This is a genomic window from Vreelandella piezotolerans, assembly GCF_012427705.1.
GTDB lineage: Bacteria > Pseudomonadota > Gammaproteobacteria > Pseudomonadales > Halomonadaceae > Vreelandella > Vreelandella piezotolerans.
Genome location: NZ_CP048602.1, coordinates 888,268 through 907,580, shown reverse-complemented (window position 1 = coordinate 907,580; position 19,313 = coordinate 888,268). Strand labels below are relative to the sequence as shown.

Here is a 19,313-nt window from a genome sequence, read left to right as displayed (position 1 = left end):
ATGCGATAACCCACTAGCGTTTCAAGAAGTTGCTTTTGACTAAGTGAACGACCTCATCCATGCGCCCGCTCAACACGGCTTTAGCGGAGTAGAGGGCGGTCGAGGCGACCTGCCCGGCCTCGACCTTGGGGGGCATCACCAGCTCCATGGGATTCACCACCACATCCAACAAGGCAGGCCCCGGCTGGGCGAGCCACTGGCTAATCGCGACGTCCAGCTCGTCTTCTTGCTCGACTCGGCGGCCCCATAATCCCATGGCAGCGGCAACCTCGCCAAAGTTGGGGTTTTCGAGCTCGGTGTAGGCATCGAGCATTCCCTCTACTTTTTGTTCTAACTCCACAAAGCTCAAGGAACTGTTGTTATACACCACGATTTTTAGCGGAATTTGCTGCTGTACCAGGGTCAATAAATCCCCCATCAGCATGATTAACCCGCCATCCCCGCACATGGCAATGACTTGGCGGTGGGGATGCGCGAGCTGAATACCCAATGCCTGAGGATACGCATTGGCCATGGTGCCATGCTGCAAGCTCGCGAGGGTGCGGCGCTGCTGGGAGGCGTGAATATGGCGCAGCATCCATACGTTGACACTGCCAGTGTCTGCCGTAAACAGTGCGTTCTCTGCCGCGTGACGGTCAATCGCCAACGTCAGCTCTTGTGGGTGGATCACTTGGCTATCATGACTTCCATGGGCAGACTTTTCCAACGACTTGGCGTAGCGCTTGCGGCACTTCTCTAGCCAGTGACTGCGCGTATTTTCCTTAACGACTTGAACGAGCGCCTCGCAAGTATCCCGCGTACTGCCGACGATGCCCACGTCCACCGGATAGCGCTTGCCAATTTGTGCGGGATCTCGATCTACCTGAATGATCGTGGCGCGCTCCGGATAGAACTGAGTGAACGCGAAATTACAGCCGAGTAACAGCAGCGTGTCGCACTCGGCCACTGCATGGTAGCCGCCCTCAAGACCATAAACGCCCGTCATTCCCACGTGATAGGGATTGTCGTACTCCATGAAATCTTTTGCCCGGGATGTCCAGGCAATCGGTGCTTGCAGCTTTTCGGCAAGCGCGATCACCTGCTCCCGCGCATCGTCGCAGCCAGCGCCTGCAAAAATAGTGATGTTGCCGCCTTTATTGAGCTGCTCGACGGCGGGCACTAGCGACTCTGCCGTCGGGCGTACCGAGTAGCTAAACCGGTGCGTGCGATAGCCCAGCTGATTCTCCGGGGTTTGTGTCATCACATCACCTGGCACGATAAGGACCGCAACGCCACCTCTGGCAAGCGCCGCTTGGGCGGCTAACGCGGCCATGCGCCGCGCCTGCTCGGCGGAGACGACGGTTTCGCAAAACACGCTGTACTGCTTGAAAATAGCGCTTTGATCGACTTCCTGCGGGAACTGACTGCCCGTTTCGCCTAGCGCGATTTGCGAGGCGATAAGCACGACAGGTGAACCATTGCGATGCGCATCGAACAAGCCGTTCACGAAGTGCAGGCTACCAGGGCCACAGGAGCCTGCGCAGAGCGCTAGCTCCTGTGTCATATAGGCTTCGCCACCGGCGGCAAAACCACCGACTTCCTCGTGGCGAACGCCCACCCACTGGATATCACTTTGCCGTAGGGCGTCCGTAAAGTGGTTCAACGTATCGCCCACCACACCATAGCAGCGCTTGGCGCCGGCGCTTTGCAGGGTTTCGACGATGATCTCAGCAACGTTTGCGCTCATGTGCGACTCCTTTCGCGGGGGAAATGGCACGTCCACCACCAAGCCTAGACCGAGACGATGAGTTTTGCCGGGCGGTCAGAGAGTAGCGCACCATGCTGCGTCGCAGCATAAATGGGTCTACACTGAAAAGGGTGCCCTATAGGAGGACCCTGCGATGACCAACTCGAGCATCATCACACCCGTGAGCGATGAGGTGCTAGCGTTTTGGCAATGTCAGGCGTATTGGCTGCGCGCCGCCAACGATGCCATCGCCGATTTTTACGGATAGCCAGCGCTTATGCGCCTGTATTTGCCTACTTAGACGAAAAGATAACCTGCAAAGCCGACACAGCGTGTCGGCTTTTTTATATTATGAAAACCTTTTCCATTCAATGATCTAACAAGCATCTTCGTATTGACGCCCCTTTTTGTAAGCTATTTCTTACGCGACATGGCAAATCACTTACATCTTTTGGACTAGAAACGCTCTGCAAAAGCGCCTAATATTCATATCACAGCTATCTTACTGCACTGCACAAAGCAAGCTGCGTATAACAAAAACGATTCCTCTACCTCTGCACCAGGAGTGTTCGCCATGAAGGATGCCATTACTCATAATGCGGCCATGGAAGTCGACGTCATGGAAGTCTGGGCAAAACGCGCGCAGCAGCAACGCGCCGCGTTCGACGCCCTCGCTGCCTATATGCGCCAGCAGTAAGGCACTGACTACGTCTTGGTCAGCGCCTTTGGCAAACGACCAAGACGTGGGGTGTCATGACTCCCAACCGCCCTCTTCAATGGGCTGCTGATTCAACTGCGCCAGATACGTCTCCTGCAGGATATACATACGTTTGACGTCACGGTATTGGCCGTTGATGAAGAATTCCTGAACCAAGTGGCCCTCTTCGATGAACCCGCTCTCCTCGTAGAGATGGATCGCTTTGACGTTCTGTACCGCTACGATCAAGTAGACCTTGTGCAGATTCAAAATCGTGAAGGAGTAGTGCAGCGCTTGGCGAATCAGTGAGCGTGCGAACCCTTTGCCCTGGTGCTCTGGGGTAATGATGATCTGAAACTCGGCGCTGCGGTGGATGTAGTCGATTTCGATCAGTTCCACCAAACCAATCGCGTTACCGGCGCTGTCTTCTGCTACGAAACGCCGTTCGGCGTTGTCGTGGATATGCTTGTTGTACAGCTCTTCGAGTTCATCGAAGGATTCGTAAGGCTCCTCGAACCAGTACGACATGATGCTCTGGTTGTTATTGAGTTCATGGACGAAGCGCAAATCATTGCGCTCCAGGGCACGAAGGAACAAAGCGGGACTCATGGTCGACACTCTCTTAATTCATCAAACGAGACAATGCCATCACACGGGCAATGTGGCAGGTCAGTCATTTTAACGACAGGATTGACGCAACTGGGTGTGTTAGCTCTCGTAGTGTAGCGTTTTATTAACGGCGCGTTGACGCCATCGAAGGCTCTCGCTGAAAGGAGAACAACGCCCCAAGGGGGTGCTCGCGACCTTCGATCAGTGCACGCAGCAGTTGGGCACCTATCATGCTATACGTGATGCCGTTACCGCCGTAGGCCATGGCGAAATGCACTCGAGGACCTAGCGCCTCGTGAGGCCCGAAATAGGGCAAACCGTCGTCGGTTTCCGCGAACGTGCCACCCCAGCAAAACGTCGGATTGATCTCAAGGTCAGGCCACAGTGTTTCTACCTTGGCCGCCAGCGTTCGCGCTTTTTCCATCACCCGTGCGTCCCGACGCTCGGCAATGTCTTCATCGTCATCCTCTCCGCCGATCAATAACCGCCCTTCTTGCGTGGAACGCAGGTAGAGATACGGTCGTGCGGACTCCCACACCAGCGTGTGTCCCAGCTTGCCCAATACCTCGCTAGGCAAGGGGTCGGTCACAAACGCATAGCTACTACGATTGGCAGCCACTGGCGCTGGCAACCACGTTTGGCTTTCGTACCCAGAAGCGATAATGACCTGTTGGCAACGCAGCGTAGCCCCATTACGAAGCCGAACGTTGACGCCGTCGTCATCAGTTATCAGCTGCTCCACCTGGGTGCGATCGAACACTTGGCTGCCCCGACGGACGACGTTTTCCAGTAAGTGATATGCCATGCGGTATGGGTCGATACGGGCGGCCAACGAGGACAGGATCGCCCCTGGCGCTGAAAAGCCGTAGTCAGCCTCAATCGCACGCTGTTCCAGCCAAGCGACATCGAAGCCGAAGCGCTTGCGCATCGCAAGCTCAGCCTTCAACGCGTCGACATCCGCTTCTTGGCTCGCGAAGTAGAGGCTCTTCTGGCGACTGAAAGCGACATTACCCAACTCGGCAGCCAAGCGCTCTAGCGAGACAATCGCCTCGGCGCAGCTTCGATAGGCCATCACGGCATTGGCCTCACCGTACTGCTCGGCCAAATGCACCATATGGGTGTCGATTTCATACTGCAGTAGCGCCGTACTGGCCGCAGAGCTTCCCCACCCTACATCACGCCTCTCGAGCACTACGACGCGATGGCCGTGGCGGCTTAGCTCGTCGGCGATCAAAGCACCGGTAATACCGCCGCCAATAATCACTGTTTCCGCTTGCAAATCCTGGTTAAGCTGCGGAAAAGGGGTCAATAATCCATTTTTTACCGTCCAGAACGGATAACCACTTTTAAGATCCATCTTATTGCCTATGCTGGATTGCCATACGGTCAGACCGGGCAGATAAACGTTGGGTGTCGCACCCATTAACCATAGTGGATGATTGGCAGCGTGCCCTGTCTCTGCCTCAACCAGGAGTCGTTCCATGAAGATTGATTTAAGAAGCGATACGGTGACACGCCCTACCGCCGCCATGCGAGACGCCATGATGGCGGCCCCGCTGGGCGACGACGTATGGGGCGACGACCCGACGGTGAACGCCTTTCAAGCCACGCTGGCCGAGCGTGCGGGTAAAGAAGCGGCGCTGCTGTTCCCCAGCGGCACCCAGAGCAACCTGGTGGCTTTGATGGCCCACTGCGAGCGGGGTGATGAGTACATCGTCGGCCAGAACGCCCACACCTATCGCTACGAAGGGGGCGGTGCCGCGGTATTGGGCAGCATTCAACCCCAGCCGATCGAAAACGCACCAGACGGCAGCCTGCCCCTCGACAAAATCGCCGCCGCCGTCAAGGCCGATGACTTCCACTTTGCCCGTACTCGGCTCTTGGCGCTGGAGAACACCATAGGTGGCAAGGTACTGCCTGCCGAGTACGTGCAGCAGGCCACCGCGCTGGCCCGAGAACACGGCCTGGCTACCCACCTAGACGGTGCCCGGCTATTCAATGCCGCCGTGGCCACGGACACCTCTCTCAAACAGCTTTGTCAGCCTTTCGACAGCGTGTCGCTATGCTTCTCGAAGGGGTTAGGCACGCCCATGGGCTCGGCACTGGTGGGCTCTCAGGCATTGATCGACCGGGCTCGACGTTGGCGAAAGGTCGTGGGTGGCGGTATGCGCCAAGCAGGCCTCATCGCCGCCGCCTGCCAGCACGCCCTGGATCACCACGTGGCAGATTTGGCTCACGACCACCGTCGTGCGGCACGCTTGGCCGAAGGTTTGGCAGCCTTTTCCGCCATCGAGGTGACCTCCCAGGCCACCAATATGGTATTCGTGCGCATCGACCCAGCGCATGTCGCGCCGTTGGCTAAGTGGCTCAAGGCGAATGGCGTGCTGATAGAACTTCTTTACGCTACGCGCATGGTCGTGCATCGAGACATTAGCGACGACGATATCGAACAAGTGCTGACCATCGTCCAGCGCTACTTCGATCAGGCGTAGCCGGAGGATGCGTTTCTTGCACGTTGCTTAAAACAGTACCGAGTCGAACGCAAGGTGCACTGCGATGGCCGCCATCATCAGGCCGATCAGCCCATCGATGGTGCGCCATGCGCCGGGACGGGAGAGCCATGGCGATAGCGCCGCCCCGCCCCAGGCCAACAGGCTGAACCAGAGAATCGACGCTGTCGACGCCCCCGCGACGAACACGCCAGCACTCTCCTGCTGGGCACCAATAGCGGGAATCAGCAGCAGCGTATCGAGGTAGACCTGCGGGTTGAGCACCGTCACCGCTAGTGTCGCCAGCAGCACACTGCGCAGGCTGCGGGCTTTGACGCCGTTGACTTTCAAGCCTTCACGGCCGCTGACTGCACGCCATAGCGCTTGTGCCGCCAGCCAACTCAAGAACAGCACGCCCACCCAGCGCATGGCTTCCATGGCGCTCGGCATGGTGAGCAAAAATGCGCTGGCACCAAACATGCCGGCCGTCAGTAGCACGACATCCGCACTCATGCACAGCCCCGCCGACCACCAGTGGTATTCGCGGCGAACGGCCAGCCCCAGCACGTAAGCGTTCTGCGCCCCAATCGCCATGATGATGCCGCCACACACCACTAACCCCGTTAGGTAGCTTTCCCACATTGCCGTTCGCCTTATGCTTGAGTAAAGATGGCGCTAGGGTAAGGGAGGGCTCATATAAAAAAAATCATCTTGCTAATGATGCATTAGTAAAATTCATACATACCGAGACTACGTGCTCATAACCGCCGCAGCCCCCACATGAAGTAGGCACCGCCCAGCAACGATGCTACTAAGCCTGCCGGAATCTCATAAGGGAACATGATCTGGCGGCCCACCCAGTCGGCCAATACCATCAACAACATACCGATCAAGGCAGCGCCTACTAAGTGCTGGCGGGCGCGGGAGAAGCCCAGTAGCCGAGCCATGTGCGGGGCTAATAAGCCAATGAAGGAGAGCGGCCCCACCACCAGGGTGGCGCAGGCGGTGAGCAGAGCGACCAGCAGCAGTAGCGCTAGGCGCGCATGGTTTAAGCCAATGCCCAGTGAACGCGCGGTAGCGGCGCCCATCGGCATGATGTCTAACCAGCGAGTGAACGGCAGCGATATCAGCGCTAGTGCCGCTGCGATTCCTCCCACGAGCAGCGCACTACCCACCTCCACGTAATAGGTAGAGCCTGCCAGCCAGGCGATGACTTGCTGTCCGCGCGGATCACCACCTGCCAGTAGCACACTGCGCACCGCATCGAACAGCGCGCTAATCGCCACACCGCTGAGCAGGAGCCGCTCCGGTACGAAACCACTTTTACGATTGAGCACTACCAATACTAGTAGCGTCGCCAGTGCCCCTAGCGCTCCTATCGCCACTAATAGTGCATGACTGGGGGCAGGGAGTAGATAAATACCCAAGATCAGCGCAATAGCACAGCCACCGCTAATACCCAACACTTCGGGGCTCGCCATGGGGTTGGCCGAAAGGCGTTGAAGAATGGTCCCCGCTATTGCCAGCATCAAACCGCTAGCCGCTGCCGCCATTACGCGCGGAAAGCGCCACTCAATCACCCCCCAATTCGTCGGGGCAATGATGCTCCAGCCGTTGGCCCCTTGCCCCACTAAATGGCCCACCACCATGGCCGCCACCAGCGCCAGCAGTAGCCCTGTGATTAAACGGTGGGGCGCAGCGTGACGCGTGATCACCACCCCAGATGCCTGGGGCGGACGGTCCCCCTGCAGCTTAAGGCGGGGAATCAACCACATGAGTAGTGGCGCGCCTAACGCTCCGGACACGGCCCCGGTGGGAATTAGCGTCGCTACCATGCCGGAAAAGCGCTGCAGCAAGAGATCCGTGGTGGCCAGCAGCACAGCGCCTAATAACGTCGACCAAAGTATGCGCGCGCGCAATGTGCGTGCTCCCGCCATACGGACGATATTGGGAGCCGCTAACCCTATGAAGCCGATGATCCCGACCACGCTCACCACGCTACCGGTGAGGAAGACCGCCAGCCCTAACCCGGCAAAGCGCAAATGCTTGAGCGAAATCCCCAGGCTTTTGGCGCTGGCGTCGTCAAGCTCTAACACGGCTAAAGGGCGAAGCAACAGCCACGCGGCCAAACCGCAAAGAGCCAGTCGTGGCGCCAGTGACGCCACGCCATCCCAGCCATTCTGCGCCAGAGAGCCTGCCCCCCAAATCAGCAGCCCCGCCAGGGTTTCATGATTGAACAACAGCAAGGCTGTAGAGAGCGCGCCCAGATACAGATTGACCACCAACCCCGCCAGCACCACCGCGATGGGCGCCAATCCACGCCGCCACGAGAGTGCAAACACCAGCCCCATAGCGGCAGCGCCACCTAGCAGCGCAATCCACTCACTGCCTATCGCAAGCATGCCGGGGGCCAATAGCGTCACCGCCATCAGCGCCAAGTTGGCGCCCGACGCCACGCCCAAGGTGGTGGGCGATGCCAGCGGGTTACGGAGCACCTGTTGCATCAGCACCCCAGCCAGCGCTAGACCGCCACCGGCTAATAGCGCAATGGTAAAGCGCGGCCACCAAGCGAAGTGCAGCAGCAGCTCATCGACGTTATCGAACGTGGGAGACAACAGCGCCTGTGCGCTCTGCGCGATACCGCCCTGCTGCTGCAAGCTCAGCCACAGCAATACCATCAACGGCAAGCTCAGCAGTAAGCAGATAGGAGCGGGAGAACGGCGACGCATCAGGTGCATGACAATATCCCGTCAACGAGGACAGCGGAGGCACGGGCAGGCATTGTCATGGGCGTGACCTTGGCAATCGAGAAAGCAGAAAATAAATCAAAGGGCGAGATTCTAAATGATAAGTATTCACACTACAATCTTGTCCAACGCCCATGACTCATGAGCCTCATTATGTTGAAAGCAGTGTCAAACTCTGCCGCCTTGCCCAACACGTGGCGAGATACGCCCTTTCGCTACGGTCTCGTCAGCCGCTCGTTTCACTGGCTCACGGCGTTGTTAGTACTCACCCAGTTTTTCGTCGTGGCCATGTGGCGTGTGTTGGGCGAAACGAGCGTGACGTTAATGCTGTCACGGCTAGCGCCACACGGTGCGATCGGACTACTGCTAATGGTCATCACTTTAGGGCGATTACTTTGGTGGTATAGCCAGCGTCATCAGCGGCCGCAGCCACCGAAAACGCTACGTGGCCGACTGGCGCGCATCGTGCATGGGGCGTTTTATGCCCTGTTAATGCTGATTGCCAGCCTTGGCTTAATCAGACACTACGCTGGCGGCTGGCCACTCAAGGCGTATGGCTGGGAGCTGATTCCTGGTGCAGAGAACGATACTCCGGCGCTCATGCTCCCTGCCGACCTGCTGCACAGTCCGCTCTCTTGGCTACTGCTTCTGCTGGTGGCCGGGCATATCGTCATGGCCATTATAGGCGGCCGGTCACGGAAAAATTTCTAAATGATAACTATTAGCGATACAATATATCTTTCATTTGCTCGATGCCCGCTTGGCCAGGAGTGACGCATGTTTAACGTTCAGGGTGCCACCTTCGCCATCAACGGCAAGCCCCTTCTTCAACCGATTCACCACACCTTTGAAGAAGGCAAGGTGTATGGTCTGATTGGCCATAATGGCTCTGGAAAATCGACGCTGATCAAGCTGCTGGCCCAGCAGCAGCCCGTCAGTGAAGGCGACATTCATTTTGATGAACGCCCTTTGCAGGCGTGGGGGCATCGTGAGTTTGCCCGTCAAGTTGCCTACCTGCCCCAGCATCTACCCAGTGCCGAAAATCTCACCGGACGCGAGCTGGTGGCGTTTGGGCGTTACCCCTGGCACGGTCTACTGGGTCGCCATAATCAAAAAGACAAAGAGGCGATCGAGCGGGCGATTGCCCTCACCCACACGGAAGCCTTCGCTGACCGCTTAGTGGATACGCTCTCGGGCGGAGAGCGCCAGCGGGTATGGCTGGCCATGCTGATTGCCCAGGGCAGCCGCTTTCTACTGTTGGATGAGCCGCTCGCGGCGCTGGATATCGCCCACCAAATGGAAGTATTGGCGCTGATTCGTAAGCTCTGCGACGAGCTGAACCTGGGCGTGATCATCGTTCTTCACGACATTAACATGGCCTCGCGCTATTGCGATGAACTCATGGCGCTTCACAGTGGCCGCCTGCTGGCCCACGGCACGCCCGATGCCCTGATGCAAAATACCACGTTAGAAGCCATTTACGGCCTACCCATGCAGGTCATGCAGCACCCCAATGGCGGACACCGCATAGCCGTGGCGCAATGAACGCCACGGCTGGAAGAAGAGTCGTTCTCAATTAACTCTTCAACTGATAAGCATTATCGCTTATGCTGAGACTCTACTCACGTGCGCTTATCACGTCTTGGAGTTCGGTTATGCCTCTCGCTTTGCGCCAACCCGACACCGTCTTGCCACTGTCTCTCGCTGATTGCTATCAAGGGCCACTTGAGCATTTTACGCCGCCATTGATCGAAGGAGCGGTGCCACAGGGGGCTATCAAGGCGTCTCGCTGGCGCAATGCTGCGCTGCTCGAAGAGGACATGGCGCGCTACGCCAGCCGCTACCCGAATGGAGACAAGCGCGCCATCGCCTCGCTTTGGTCGAAATGGCACTTCAGCACCCTCACCGTTCCCACGCTGACCGCTCATCTGCTGCTGAATCGCGACCTACCCGTCGGGCTGGATGATCTCTATGTGATTCAAAATGAGGAAGGCTGTACTCAAGGGCTTTGGCTACCCCATGAAGGCGAGCGTTTTACTACGCTGGACACCGCTGCTCGCTTTGCCACGCTCATCGAGCAGCACTGGGCCCCGCTCATCGAGCGCCTCTCGGCCATTTCCGGGGCCGCACCACGGGTATTTTGGAGCAACGCAGGCGGCTACGTGGATTACTACGTCAATGCCCTGGCAGCACACCCGCTGGTCAACCAAGACGCCCTGGCCGCCACGCGTGCACTGCTGGAGTCGCGCACCCTCAACGGACAGCGCAACCCGTTGTATGAGCCAGTACGTACGTACCAACCCAGCGGCAGCGGAGAGGTCAAGCGGGTGCGCAAGCTCTGCTGCCTGCGCTACCTGCTCGATGAGTTTGACGTATGCGGTAATTGCCCGCTAGAAGGGTGCGACCGCCAAGCGCGTCGCAAAGGATAAGCCGCTCGTTACGAGCTGATCTGCGCCACCGCATCTTCACTGGCCTGTGCCCGCTGCTCTCCCGTCAGCTCACTCAGCTGCCCCTTGGACATTTCCAGTAAACGATCCGCATGGACGAAGTAGCTGTCGTCATGGCTAATGGCAAACACGGTTTTGCCCATCGCTTTCAAATGGGGTAACAGCTCGCGGTAAAACAGCCGCCTGAACTGCGGGTCTTGGTCGGCCGCCCACTCGTCCAGCAGCAGAATATCCCGCTCCTCGGCAATCGCCAGCAGCAGTGCCAAACGCTTGCGTTGCCCTTGCGAGAGCTGTGTATTCACCACGCGATCAGCCTGCCACTCCAGCTTCTGGTGCATTTGCAGCCGCTCGAGCCAGGTCGTGACCAGCGCGGGGTCGGCCACGCGGCCACTCGGCCCCATGGCTTGGTCGAACTGGTGGAAATCGGTAAAGACGCTGGCAAAGCGCGCCCGAAACGCCGCCCACTCTGGAGGGCCAAGCTCCTTGCCATCCACGCTGATTTGGCCACTTTGCGGGCGGTACAACCCTGACAGCAGGCGCGCCAGCGTCGATTTTCCGCTGCCGTTGCCGCCAATCAGAAACACCTGCTCGCCACGCGCCAGCGTAAGATTGAGCGGCCCCACCTGGAAGCCTTCCCCCCCGGAGGATGGGGTGTAGCGATACACCACGTTGGTGAGCGTCAAGCGCTGCCAATCGTGGAAGCGGTCCTCCACCTCGAAACCCGGCTGGTACTCGGCCAACGCCAGGCTGGCCAGTTTATCGAACGCCACCTGGGCGCTGATCAGTGTAGGCCATGCCCCCACGGCCTGAATCAAGGGCGTGCGTAAAAACAGCAGGGTCAAAGCAAAAGTGGCCGCCACCGCAGGGCTTGCCCACCCCAGCACGTTGGCCATGAAAAACACCACGCCAATGGCGCCCAGCATCATGATGTTGGACCAGTTATTGGCGCTGAGGTGGTAGGTGTCTGCGCGAATAATATGATGACGGTACGCTTTGGCGTTCTCCGTGTAGGATTCATCAAAAAAGCGCCGTGCGCGGTCACGGTTAAGCGCCAGCTCTTTGCGGCCTTCTATCGCCGATTGATAATCCTTATACAGCCGATCCTCGCTTTCGCGCACCTGATGAAAGTGGCGATACACCTTCGACACCAGCACCCAGCCAACGCCCATGGTGAAGGCCATCCAGAGCACGGTAATCACCACCATCTGCGGTGAGAGCCACGCAAGGTAAGCCACCGAGGCCAGCGTGAGTACCACGCCCTGCACCAGCTCCGGCAGGCGAACGAAACCGATGGTGATATTGCGAACATCGCTGGAGAGGCTTGCCAGCAGGGTGGCGTTACCTAGCTGCTCTAACCGTTCGATATCGGTATCCAGAATCCGCTTCACCAGCCGGGAGCGCAGGTCGAAGACGAAATGGTGGCCCAACAAGGTGAGCGCTAGCTGTGTGCCCAGCGTGACCGCCAGCAGCAGCGCCAATAGCCCTAAAAATTGAGGCAGCGCAGGGAGGGCACTACCCGCTTCGATCAGCCGCTGGTTGATGAACGCAATCACCCCCACGCCCAGTCCGGCGCTCATCAGGCTCAGCGCCAGCGCGCCCAAAAACGGCCAGCGGTAATGGCGAAACACCACTCGCAATAATTCCATACCCCATCCCCTTTACGCACAGGCGGCGAATTGTGACGCACTTCTCTGCCAAGTCAAACAAAGAGACTGATTTTCATTTACGCAGTTTGGCTCACGCGCCTTTACTCATCGCGGCAGTGTTGCTTAACTGCCCTAGCCAACCACTGAGAGAACGCCATGGTGGATTACAAATTACTGCATGCCCTAGCCACCGTGGTGGAGTGCGGCGGCTTCGAGCGGGCAGGCGACATGATGGGCCTCTCGCAGTCGGCCATTTCACAGCGGATAAAGGCGCTGGAAGTCCGCTTGGGCCAGCCGGTGCTGGTGCGCCACCCCACGCTTGCACCCACGCCCGCAGGCCAGCGGTTGCTTGCCCATTATCAGCAAGTGCAGCTGCTAGAACGGGACTTACACGAGGCGCTTCCGACCTTGGAAAAAGCCGCGCCGCGACTGCGCATCGCCATCAATGCCGACAGCGTCGTGACTTGGTGGGCCGATGCCGTGGCGGATATTTGTCAGTCGGAAGGGGTGCTGATGGACTTGGTCATCGAAGACCAGGACGTTGGACTGAAGCGACTGCGCGATGGCGACGTGGCAGCCTGCCTGTGCGCCACTCCCCAGCCCATCGCCGGCGCTCGCTGCCTGCACGTCGGTGACATGCACTATCAGCCGTTGGCATCGCCCTCCTACGTGGCACGCTATTTCCCGGACGGCCCAAGCCTGAATGCGTTTCAACACGCACCGGCCATCGTATTTGGCCCACACGACCAGCTACAGCATCAGTTTTTAGCGCAGTGGGGCTATCAGGGATATTTCCCCTACCATTTATGCCCCTCATCAGAGGGCTTCGTTCGGCTGGCAGCCGCCGGCATTGGCTATGGCATGATTCCCCAGCGGCAGGCCGCCGAGTCGCTACAGTCAGGTCAGTTGGTGAGCATTGCACCAGGGCATGGATTGACCGTCCCCCTATATTGGCACTTTTGGCGACACAGTGGGCAGTTGATACAACGGCTGACCGAAAGGCTGAGCCATCTCACGCTTTAGCATCATTCTCATCTACTCGGGGACAAACGCGTCTACAATCAAAATGTTTTTAGAACGATGTCATGCTGTTTGATAGGAAGGGGCGTCATTATCTCGCCTTTTCGTTAGCGATCAGGGTTGCCTGAGCGGAGTAACAACAAACATCAAGAAAGCGAACGCTATGGATGCTAACGGTTGTTTGAAGCGCCTATTTGCCACTTTTCTTACGCTCTTACTCATTGCAGGCAGTCAGGTCAACGCTGCTGATACGCTGTCGGCGTCTCCCGAACACGACCGTTACTCGCTTAATAACGTGACCCGCTATTGGCATACCGATACCCCACTGACGCTGCGTGATGTGCTAGCCCGCACGGACGATTTTCAACCCGTTACAAGTGAATCTGATTTGCACTTTGGCTATACGCAAGGCGACACTTGGCTAACCACGCGCTTGCATAATCCCTCCCCACGCCCTGCCACGTGGCTGGTCACGTTCGAATACCCTTTTTTGGATCACGTCACGCTCTATACGCTGAGGGCGCACTTTACCGACGTGCAGCAAAGCGGCAGTGCCCTGCCGCTATCAGAGCGCGCCCTCGCTCATCGTCAGGCCATTTTTCCTGTGACCTTAGCAGGCGACGAAACCGTCACGCTGTATAGTCAAGTCTCGGCTGTCGGTAGCAAAGTATTGAATTACAGCGTCATGACGCCCGAAGCGTTCTACGCCCAAAACGACCGCCACAATTTTTGGCTCGCCACGTACTTCGGCATGTTGCTTGCGTTGGGGCTGTATAACTTTTTGCTTTTCTTTGGCCTCAAAGAACGCGTCTTTCTCTACTACTCGCTGTTTGCCTTCGGCTTCACGTTGGCGATTTTGACCTTCAACGGTTTGGGGACGCTGATTTTCTGGAGCTTTCTTGGTGAGCAGACTGCCCGGCTCGTAGCCATTGGGTTTACGTTTGCTTCGGCTATGGCCACGCTGTTTGCCCAAAGTTTTTTGAATACGTGGCGTTATAGCCCACGTTGGCACCGGACGCTCACGCGATTTCGCTTTGTGTGCTGGGGGGTGCTCATCACGGTATTCGTCATCCCTATCCAACCGGCGCTGATATTGATGGATATCGCAGGCTTTACGGCTGCCCTACTACTACTGGTTTGCGGACTCTATTGCTCATGGCGACGCGTCCCCAGTGCTCGCCTATTCGTTGTGGCATGGTCGATCTTTTTACTCGGCGCAGCCGTGTTTGCACTGCGTAATATGAGTATATTGCCCGCCAACTTCGTCACGCTCCACGGCATTCAGATTGGCTCCGCCATCGAAATGTTGCTGCTCTCCTTTGCCTTGGCGGCACGTTTCAATAAATTGAAGAGGCAAAAAGAGCAAGCGCAAACCGATACCGTGGCGATGCTGAAAAAACAAGAGGCCATTTTAGAAGCCAAAGTGGCGACTCGGACCGAAGCACTAGAGAAGCTCGCCAATTACGACATGCTGACAGGGCTACTCAACCGGCACGGCTTAGTTCGGCATGCCGATGCTGCCCTGGCGCGTAGCCATACTCACGGGGAACCGCTCGCGCTCATCATGTGCGACTTGGATCGCTTCAAACCGATCAATGACCAGTATGGGCATGAGGCAGGGGATTTCGTGCTTCAGCAAGTAGCCAAACGGTTAGAACATATTGCACGCGAGGGAGATCACTGTGCTCGCTTTGGTGGCGACGAATTCATTTTGCTGCTGGAGCAAATTCAACACCCCAGCTTGCTGGAGGACATCTGCAGCCGCATCACTCAAGCCCTGAGCGACCCCATCAAACTACCCTGCGGAACCATGATCCACGTAGGGATCAGCATCGGCGTCACTCTTAGCCGCGACGGCAACGCCACTTTCGCCCAACTGCTCAAAGAGGCCGATCGTCAGATGTATGCCCAAAAATCACGCCAAACCAAGCGTTTTTATGGCTACGGTTCAGCGTGACATTTGCAGGGATGGGGCATTCAATCAAACAGGCTCATGCGCTTCATGACGTTATCGCGCTTGATTCGCCAATGAAATAGCGCACCCGCCACGTGCAGTGTGATCAATACGACCAGTGCCCACCCCAAACGCTCGTGCCACATGAAGAGGGTGTCTGAGAGTGCTTCGTTCTTGCCTAGCAGTCCCGGCAAATGCCAGTGAAAGAACTCCACGGGAAAACCGCCCGTTGCCGTGGCGGCCCAGCCGATCAACGGCATCGCTACCAGCCCCGCGTAAAGCAAGTGATGAACGCTGGTACTGAGGACACGCTCGAAAGCGTTCAAAGGCGGGTCATGGTCCGGCACCACGAAGGCGACCCGCGTGATGATGCGAAGCGTCATCAGCAGCAGAATCGCTACTCCCAGCGTCTTATGGCTGGTATAGAGCATGTTGGTCAGCGTATTCCCGACCAGCGCCAAGGTGCGTTCATAGCCCAAAAACCCCAGTGTCAGGCCGCTCGCCAGCGAGAGCAGCACCGCCAGTGCCACCAGCCAGTGCAGCACCCGGTGTGGATAGATGTAGTGATCTAACTCGTGCATTCAAGACTCCCTGCCCAGCCATGTCGTCACCGTCAGCATAGTGCAACGTCGACCCGTTAGAAAAATAATGATTAGCCAGCGGTTTACCTTATAACGCTTCGCTGGAAGCCGCTAGCTGTTCGCGGATCAATTCTCCAAGCCGACGAGCGGGCTCGGAAGGCCGGTGAGGTGCCCGGTGGAGCGCCAGCTCGATCATCGGCAGTGCAGGCAACCCGCTGCTCTCATCCAGCGGGCGCAGCATAGGCGTGAGCATGCTGCGCGTGACCACCACTACCGCCAGCCCTGCCGTGACAATCGGCGCTAGCCCCGCCATGGATTGGCTCGTATAAGCCACTCGCCAATCTCGCCCGGCGGCTTGCAGCGCCTGCTCGGCCACTTCGCGAAATACATCCGCGCCTGGAGTGTAAAGCGCCAGTGGAATAGGATCACTCATGGAGGGCTGTTGATGCACCCCCACCGCCCAGACCAGCGGCTCACGGCGAATCACATCGCCCCCGGGCGAGTGCCGCTGGCGCGTCACCAGCGCCAAATCCAGCGCCGACGCTTTCACCTGTTCGACCAAATGCGCGCTGGTCCCACACTGAACCGTCAGCCCCACGGCCGGGTAGAGCTGATGAAAATACGCGAATACCGACGGCAGCAGCGAGGCGTAATCCTCAGGAATGCCCAGCGTAAGATCGCCGGTAATCTGGCGGGCCTGCATATCGCTCCAGGCGTCATCATTGAGGGCGAGCAGTTTTCGCGCATGGGCTAGCAGACGCTCTCCTTCTGGGGTAAAGCGCAGCCGCCGCCCTTCTCGTTCATGCAAGCTGACCGTCAACTGCGCCTCCAACCGCTGTAGCTGCATGCTGACGGTGGACTGCGTATACGCCAGCCGTTTGGCCGCAGCAGTAACGCTGCCGGTATCTGCAATGGCCACCAGCGTTCTCAACAGCGTTAGGTCAAAGGTAGGCGCCCTCATATATCACCATTGTCGATGTTATCGATCAAAAAAGATCGTTATCTTGATGTGTTTGTGATGAGTATGCTGCGCGTCATGAAGGTATTTCAAGGCTCGCTGCCACCAGGGTGAGTCAACACACAAGGAGACGCGCGATGCAGACCCGTCACTCATCGATTTTGCAATCCCCGTCCTACAGTATCGGTGCGGCCCTGGTGGCCGTCACATTATGGAGCATGGCACCCCTGATGGCGGAGCTTGCCCGTGCCACCGCACCCCTTCAGCTAACCGCGCTGACACTGTTGGCAGGCGCACTGGCGACTCTCCCGCTGAGTCGCCGCGTGCCGATGGCCCGCTGCGCGCTGAGCTGGACGCTGGGCGTTTGGCTAGGTATTCCGCTGCTGATCGTAGGCGCCGTCAGTAGCTACTTCATTGGTATGCGTCTTGCTCCCGCCGCAGAGGCGGCGCTGATCACCTATACATGGCCTGTACTGTTCGTCTTGTTGAGCCAGTGGAGCCGCTGGGGCCGATTGCATTGGGCCAGTGTGGCCGGGGCGCTGATTGCTTTTTCGGGCGCGGCTATATTGCTGCTGCCCCAGGCGTTCAACGGCGGCTTCGGCGGTGTGGCTTGGGGCTATGGGTTGGCCTTGCTTGCGGCGTGCTGCTGGGCACTCTACTCATGGCTGGGTCAAGCGGCTCCCATCGCATTGACGCCGCTACTGCCGCGGTTGCTGCTAATAGCCTGCGCCTTCACCTGTCTTGGGAGTGTCTGGCTCGAGGGCGGCGTTGCGCTTCCCCGTGGTGAAGCGTTGGTGGCCGGTATCGCGTTGGGCTTGGGGCCCTACGGCATCGCCATGGTGGCGTGGGACAAAGCGCTGCGCTTTGGTCAGGCTAGCCTCGTGGGCAGCTTGGCTTACGGCGTGCCCATTCTGGCAGCGCTGCTGCTGGTCTTGGCCGGCATGAGCGTGCTTGACTGGCGGCTTCCCACCGCCGCGCTACTGGTGGTAGTGGGCTGCTTAAAGGCGGGCCGCTGAGGTGGGCATCATCATCTCGCTAAACAGCACGCTGGCCAGTAGCTCGGGCAACCAGGAGGGCGAAAAGGCCTCCTGTTCGGCGCTCTGCATCTGCGCGAGCGACCACCATGCAAAACCAGGCGCAGTGCCGCCGCCGTGGGCCAATAACCGCGTGCCTTGAAGGCTTCTGTGGGGGGTCGGCTGAGTGTCGGGGCAGCGCACAAGGAAAAAGCGCTCCTCGAAGGGCTGGCCTGCGCTATCGGTTTGTCGGCGCTGACGAAGTAATGGACCTAAAGGACAGACAAGCCCGACATCTGCATAAAGCAGGCGTATCGCTGCGGCTGGATAATCATCATCGTGTGCTAATGCGCTGCCCAATGGCGTCCAATGGTCAAGCGACTCATCGCGTTTGAGCAGCAAATGCCCCTTTGGGTCAACGACCAGTAGCTGCACCTGCCGAGCGGCTTGCGTATCGAGTGTCATAAGCGGTCCATGCCTATCGATCTACGTGGAAGAATAAAAAAGCAGCGACCAGCACGTCTCATGCGGGCCGCTGCTTCTCAGCGTAGCCGATCATCGGCGATTTGTTTTAAGCCATTAGGTGCGATTGCTCGATTCGCGTCATTGCCCTAGGTAGCGGGGCTTGGCTATCCCCGCCAACGCATCAAGAGGGAGGGTGAGCGTGGGTTGGCCCACCGCATAAGGCGCAATCTCATAGACGTTGTAGGTCACTTCCCAGCGATCCTCCAGCGGCGCAATGTTGCGGCTCTGGCTAAGCGGCCAGTCAACGGCAAACTGCTCATCGAAGCCCGCCTCGGTGATCCAGCGCCGATGTGCCTCTTTCAACAGCGCATCGAAAGCAGCCGCTTGCCCCTCTATCAGCATCTCGTCGGGCTCGACGACACGATGTTCGCGCTCATCAATGACCATATAGTCCGTCAGCGGCAGTCCATGAGCCTGACCTGCGTGGTACACATAGCTGTTCAGCTCGATCACTAGTAGATCGTGGTGACGCGCGTAGACCGACGCTTCCAACAATGCCTCGCTGGTCATGTGGCCTGGCGCAACACGATTATCTTCCGCCGCCATGGCCAAGAAACGATCGGCGTACTCGTCCCAGCTCTGTGCAGGCTGCGCCGCTTCCTCGTCGCTAATGGGCATGCCTAGAGTGAGCAAGCGTGTTCGTAAGGCGTCACTCAGTGTGGACGATTGAGGAAACGTCAGTGCCGAGACAGTCACCGTCGAGCACTGCTCGGCCTGGCAACTTGGCGCCACGTACTGTTTTTCCACGGCCAGCGAGGCCAAGGCAATCGGCTCGCGGGGAGGCTTATCAGCGGCCAAACAGCCACCTAGTAATAGCGTTCCGGCGAGTGATAGCCCTGCACCTAGCGTTTTGAACGTGCGTAACATCATAACCTCCTTGTGGATCATGCTTCCTGATAAG

18 protein-coding genes are annotated in these 19,313 nt (G+C 58.1%); 8 read left to right on the top strand and 10 right to left on the bottom strand.

What is annotated here, in order from left to right:
* Positions 1-13: 13 nt before the first annotated feature.
* Complete coding sequence (locus tag GYM47_RS04185; protein WP_153842201.1) at positions 14-1,726, bottom strand: thiamine pyrophosphate-dependent enzyme; 1,713 nt, start codon at positions 1,724-1,726, stop codon at positions 14-16.
* A 574-nt stretch (positions 1,727-2,300) separates the two neighbouring features.
* On the opposite strand from GYM47_RS04185, the gene GYM47_RS18470 reads away from it, so the two are divergent.
* Positions 2,301-2,423 carry a hypothetical protein gene (locus GYM47_RS18470; RefSeq protein WP_255303821.1) on the top strand — a complete coding sequence of 41 codons (123 nt, stop codon included), beginning with the start codon at positions 2,301-2,303 and terminating at the stop codon, positions 2,421-2,423.
* Between the two features lie 54 nt (positions 2,424-2,477).
* On the opposite strand, the gene speG is transcribed toward GYM47_RS18470, so the two are convergent.
* Both speG and GYM47_RS04175 read right to left on the bottom strand, forming a co-directional pair.
* The gene (gene speG, locus GYM47_RS04180) at positions 2,478-3,032 is read right to left on the bottom strand and encodes a spermidine N1-acetyltransferase (RefSeq protein WP_058578657.1); all 555 of its coding nucleotides are present in this window, start codon (positions 3,030-3,032) and stop codon (positions 2,478-2,480) included.
* A gap of 124 nt (positions 3,033-3,156) precedes the next feature.
* Positions 3,157-4,515: an NAD(P)/FAD-dependent oxidoreductase gene (locus GYM47_RS04175; protein WP_231125514.1), complete on the bottom strand. Its 1,359-nt coding sequence runs from the start codon at positions 4,513-4,515 to the stop codon at positions 3,157-3,159.
* Here GYM47_RS04175 and ltaE point away from each other — a divergent pair.
* A complete protein-coding gene (ltaE, locus tag GYM47_RS04170; protein WP_054641357.1) occupies positions 4,514-5,524 on the top strand; it encodes a low-specificity L-threonine aldolase in 1,011 nt (336 codons plus the stop codon). The two genes, GYM47_RS04175 and ltaE, sit on opposite strands and share 2 nt — an antisense overlap.
* Positions 5,525-5,551: 27 nt before the next feature.
* On the opposite strand, the gene GYM47_RS04165 is transcribed toward ltaE, so the two are convergent.
* Positions 5,552-6,163, bottom strand: coding sequence for a LysE/ArgO family amino acid transporter (locus GYM47_RS04165; protein WP_054645171.1), 612 nt, complete (start codon positions 6,161-6,163; stop codon positions 5,552-5,554).
* A 116-nt stretch (positions 6,164-6,279) separates the two neighbouring features.
* Complete coding sequence (gene fhuB / locus GYM47_RS04160; protein ID WP_153842200.1) at positions 6,280-8,259, bottom strand: Fe(3+)-hydroxamate ABC transporter permease FhuB; 1,980 nt, start codon at positions 8,257-8,259, stop codon at positions 6,280-6,282.
* 162 nt (positions 8,260-8,421) lie between these two features.
* Here fhuB and GYM47_RS04155 point away from each other — a divergent pair, with 162 nt between their 5' ends.
* The 3 genes from GYM47_RS04155 to fhuF all read left to right on the top strand — a co-directional run bounded on the left by GYM47_RS04155 (position 8,422) and on the right by fhuF (position 10,697).
* Positions 8,422-8,979, top strand: a complete 558-nt coding sequence (locus tag GYM47_RS04155; protein ID WP_153842199.1) for a cytochrome b — start codon at positions 8,422-8,424, stop codon at positions 8,977-8,979.
* Positions 8,980-9,045: 66 nt separating this feature from the next.
* Positions 9,046-9,813, top strand: a complete 768-nt coding sequence (locus GYM47_RS04150) for an ATP-binding cassette domain-containing protein (RefSeq protein ID WP_139525215.1) — start codon at positions 9,046-9,048, stop codon at positions 9,811-9,813.
* Positions 9,814-9,923: 110 nt separating this feature from the next.
* Positions 9,924-10,697 (top strand): siderophore-iron reductase FhuF, encoded by a 774-nt coding sequence (gene fhuF / locus GYM47_RS04145; protein ID WP_153842198.1) that lies wholly within the window; start codon positions 9,924-9,926, stop codon positions 10,695-10,697.
* A gap of 8 nt (positions 10,698-10,705) precedes the next feature.
* On the opposite strand, the gene GYM47_RS04140 is transcribed toward fhuF, so the two are convergent.
* A complete protein-coding gene (locus GYM47_RS04140) occupies positions 10,706-12,361 on the bottom strand; it encodes a multidrug ABC transporter permease/ATP-binding protein (RefSeq protein ID WP_153842197.1) in 1,656 nt (551 codons plus the stop codon).
* A 156-nt stretch (positions 12,362-12,517) separates the two neighbouring features.
* Here GYM47_RS04140 and GYM47_RS04135 point away from each other — a divergent pair, with 156 nt between their 5' ends.
* Together GYM47_RS04135 and GYM47_RS04130 are read left to right on the top strand one after the other, a co-directional pair.
* Positions 12,518-13,384, top strand: a complete 867-nt coding sequence (locus tag GYM47_RS04135) for a LysR family transcriptional regulator ArgP (RefSeq protein ID WP_153842196.1) — start codon at positions 12,518-12,520, stop codon at positions 13,382-13,384.
* Between the two features lie 160 nt (positions 13,385-13,544).
* Positions 13,545-15,338 (top strand): diguanylate cyclase, encoded by a 1,794-nt coding sequence (locus GYM47_RS04130; protein ID WP_153842195.1) that lies wholly within the window; start codon positions 13,545-13,547, stop codon positions 15,336-15,338.
* A gap of 20 nt (positions 15,339-15,358) precedes the next feature.
* Here the strand turns inward: GYM47_RS04130 and GYM47_RS04125 are convergent, their stop codons facing one another.
* Entirely contained in the window at positions 15,359-15,916 is a 558-nt protein-coding gene (locus GYM47_RS04125) for a cytochrome b (protein WP_153842194.1), read from the bottom strand.
* An 88-nt stretch (positions 15,917-16,004) separates the two neighbouring features.
* Entirely contained in the window at positions 16,005-16,877 is an 873-nt protein-coding gene (locus GYM47_RS04120; protein WP_153842193.1) for a LysR substrate-binding domain-containing protein, read from the bottom strand.
* Positions 16,878-17,011: 134 nt separating this feature from the next.
* On the opposite strand from GYM47_RS04120, the gene GYM47_RS04115 reads away from it, so the two are divergent.
* On the top strand, positions 17,012-17,890 hold the full coding sequence (locus GYM47_RS04115) for a DMT family transporter (RefSeq protein WP_153842192.1): 879 nt from the start codon (positions 17,012-17,014) through the stop codon (positions 17,888-17,890).
* On the opposite strand, the gene GYM47_RS04110 is transcribed toward GYM47_RS04115, so the two are convergent.
* Positions 17,873-18,352, bottom strand: coding sequence for an NUDIX hydrolase (locus GYM47_RS04110; protein WP_153842191.1), 480 nt, complete (start codon positions 18,350-18,352; stop codon positions 17,873-17,875). The two genes, GYM47_RS04115 and GYM47_RS04110, sit on opposite strands and share 18 nt — an antisense overlap.
* Positions 18,353-18,490: 138 nt before the next feature.
* The gene (locus tag GYM47_RS04105; RefSeq protein WP_231128598.1) at positions 18,491-19,282 is read right to left on the bottom strand and encodes an RsiV family protein; all 792 of its coding nucleotides are present in this window, start codon (positions 19,280-19,282) and stop codon (positions 18,491-18,493) included.
* Positions 19,283-19,313 lie beyond the last annotated feature (31 nt).

Excerpts from the sequence above, each read along its gene's own strand:
- GYM47_RS04185 (WP_153842201.1), bottom strand. The coding sequence starts at position 1,726 with ATGAGCGCAAACGTTGCTGAGATCATCGTCGAAACCCTGCAAAGCGCC.
- GYM47_RS18470 (WP_255303821.1), top strand. The coding sequence starts at position 2,301 with ATGAAGGATGCCATTACTCATAATGCGGCCATGGAAGTCGACGTCATG.
- speG (WP_058578657.1), bottom strand. The coding sequence starts at position 3,032 with ATGAGTCCCGCTTTGTTCCTTCGTGCCCTGGAGCGCAATGATTTGCGC.
- ltaE (WP_054641357.1), top strand. The coding sequence starts at position 4,514 with ATGAAGATTGATTTAAGAAGCGATACGGTGACACGCCCTACCGCCGCC.
- GYM47_RS04175 (WP_231125514.1), bottom strand. The coding sequence starts at position 4,515 with ATGGAACGACTCCTGGTTGAGGCAGAGACAGGGCACGCTGCCAATCAT.
- GYM47_RS04165 (WP_054645171.1), bottom strand. The coding sequence starts at position 6,163 with ATGTGGGAAAGCTACCTAACGGGGTTAGTGGTGTGTGGCGGCATCATC.
- fhuB (WP_153842200.1), bottom strand. The coding sequence starts at position 8,259 with ATGCACCTGATGCGTCGCCGTTCTCCCGCTCCTATCTGCTTACTGCTG.
- GYM47_RS04155 (WP_153842199.1), top strand. The coding sequence starts at position 8,422 with ATGTTGAAAGCAGTGTCAAACTCTGCCGCCTTGCCCAACACGTGGCGA.
- GYM47_RS04150 (WP_139525215.1), top strand. The coding sequence starts at position 9,046 with ATGTTTAACGTTCAGGGTGCCACCTTCGCCATCAACGGCAAGCCCCTT.
- fhuF (WP_153842198.1), top strand. The coding sequence starts at position 9,924 with ATGCCTCTCGCTTTGCGCCAACCCGACACCGTCTTGCCACTGTCTCTC.
- GYM47_RS04140 (WP_153842197.1), bottom strand. The coding sequence starts at position 12,361 with ATGGAATTATTGCGAGTGGTGTTTCGCCATTACCGCTGGCCGTTTTTG.
- GYM47_RS04135 (WP_153842196.1), top strand. The coding sequence starts at position 12,518 with ATGGTGGATTACAAATTACTGCATGCCCTAGCCACCGTGGTGGAGTGC.
- GYM47_RS04130 (WP_153842195.1), top strand. The coding sequence starts at position 13,545 with ATGGATGCTAACGGTTGTTTGAAGCGCCTATTTGCCACTTTTCTTACG.
- GYM47_RS04125 (WP_153842194.1), bottom strand. The coding sequence starts at position 15,916 with ATGCACGAGTTAGATCACTACATCTATCCACACCGGGTGCTGCACTGG.
- GYM47_RS04120 (WP_153842193.1), bottom strand. The coding sequence starts at position 16,877 with ATGAGGGCGCCTACCTTTGACCTAACGCTGTTGAGAACGCTGGTGGCC.
- GYM47_RS04115 (WP_153842192.1), top strand. The coding sequence starts at position 17,012 with ATGCAGACCCGTCACTCATCGATTTTGCAATCCCCGTCCTACAGTATC.
- GYM47_RS04110 (WP_153842191.1), bottom strand. The coding sequence starts at position 18,352 with ATGACACTCGATACGCAAGCCGCTCGGCAGGTGCAGCTACTGGTCGTT.
- GYM47_RS04105 (WP_231128598.1), bottom strand. The coding sequence starts at position 19,282 with ATGATGTTACGCACGTTCAAAACGCTAGGTGCAGGGCTATCACTCGCC.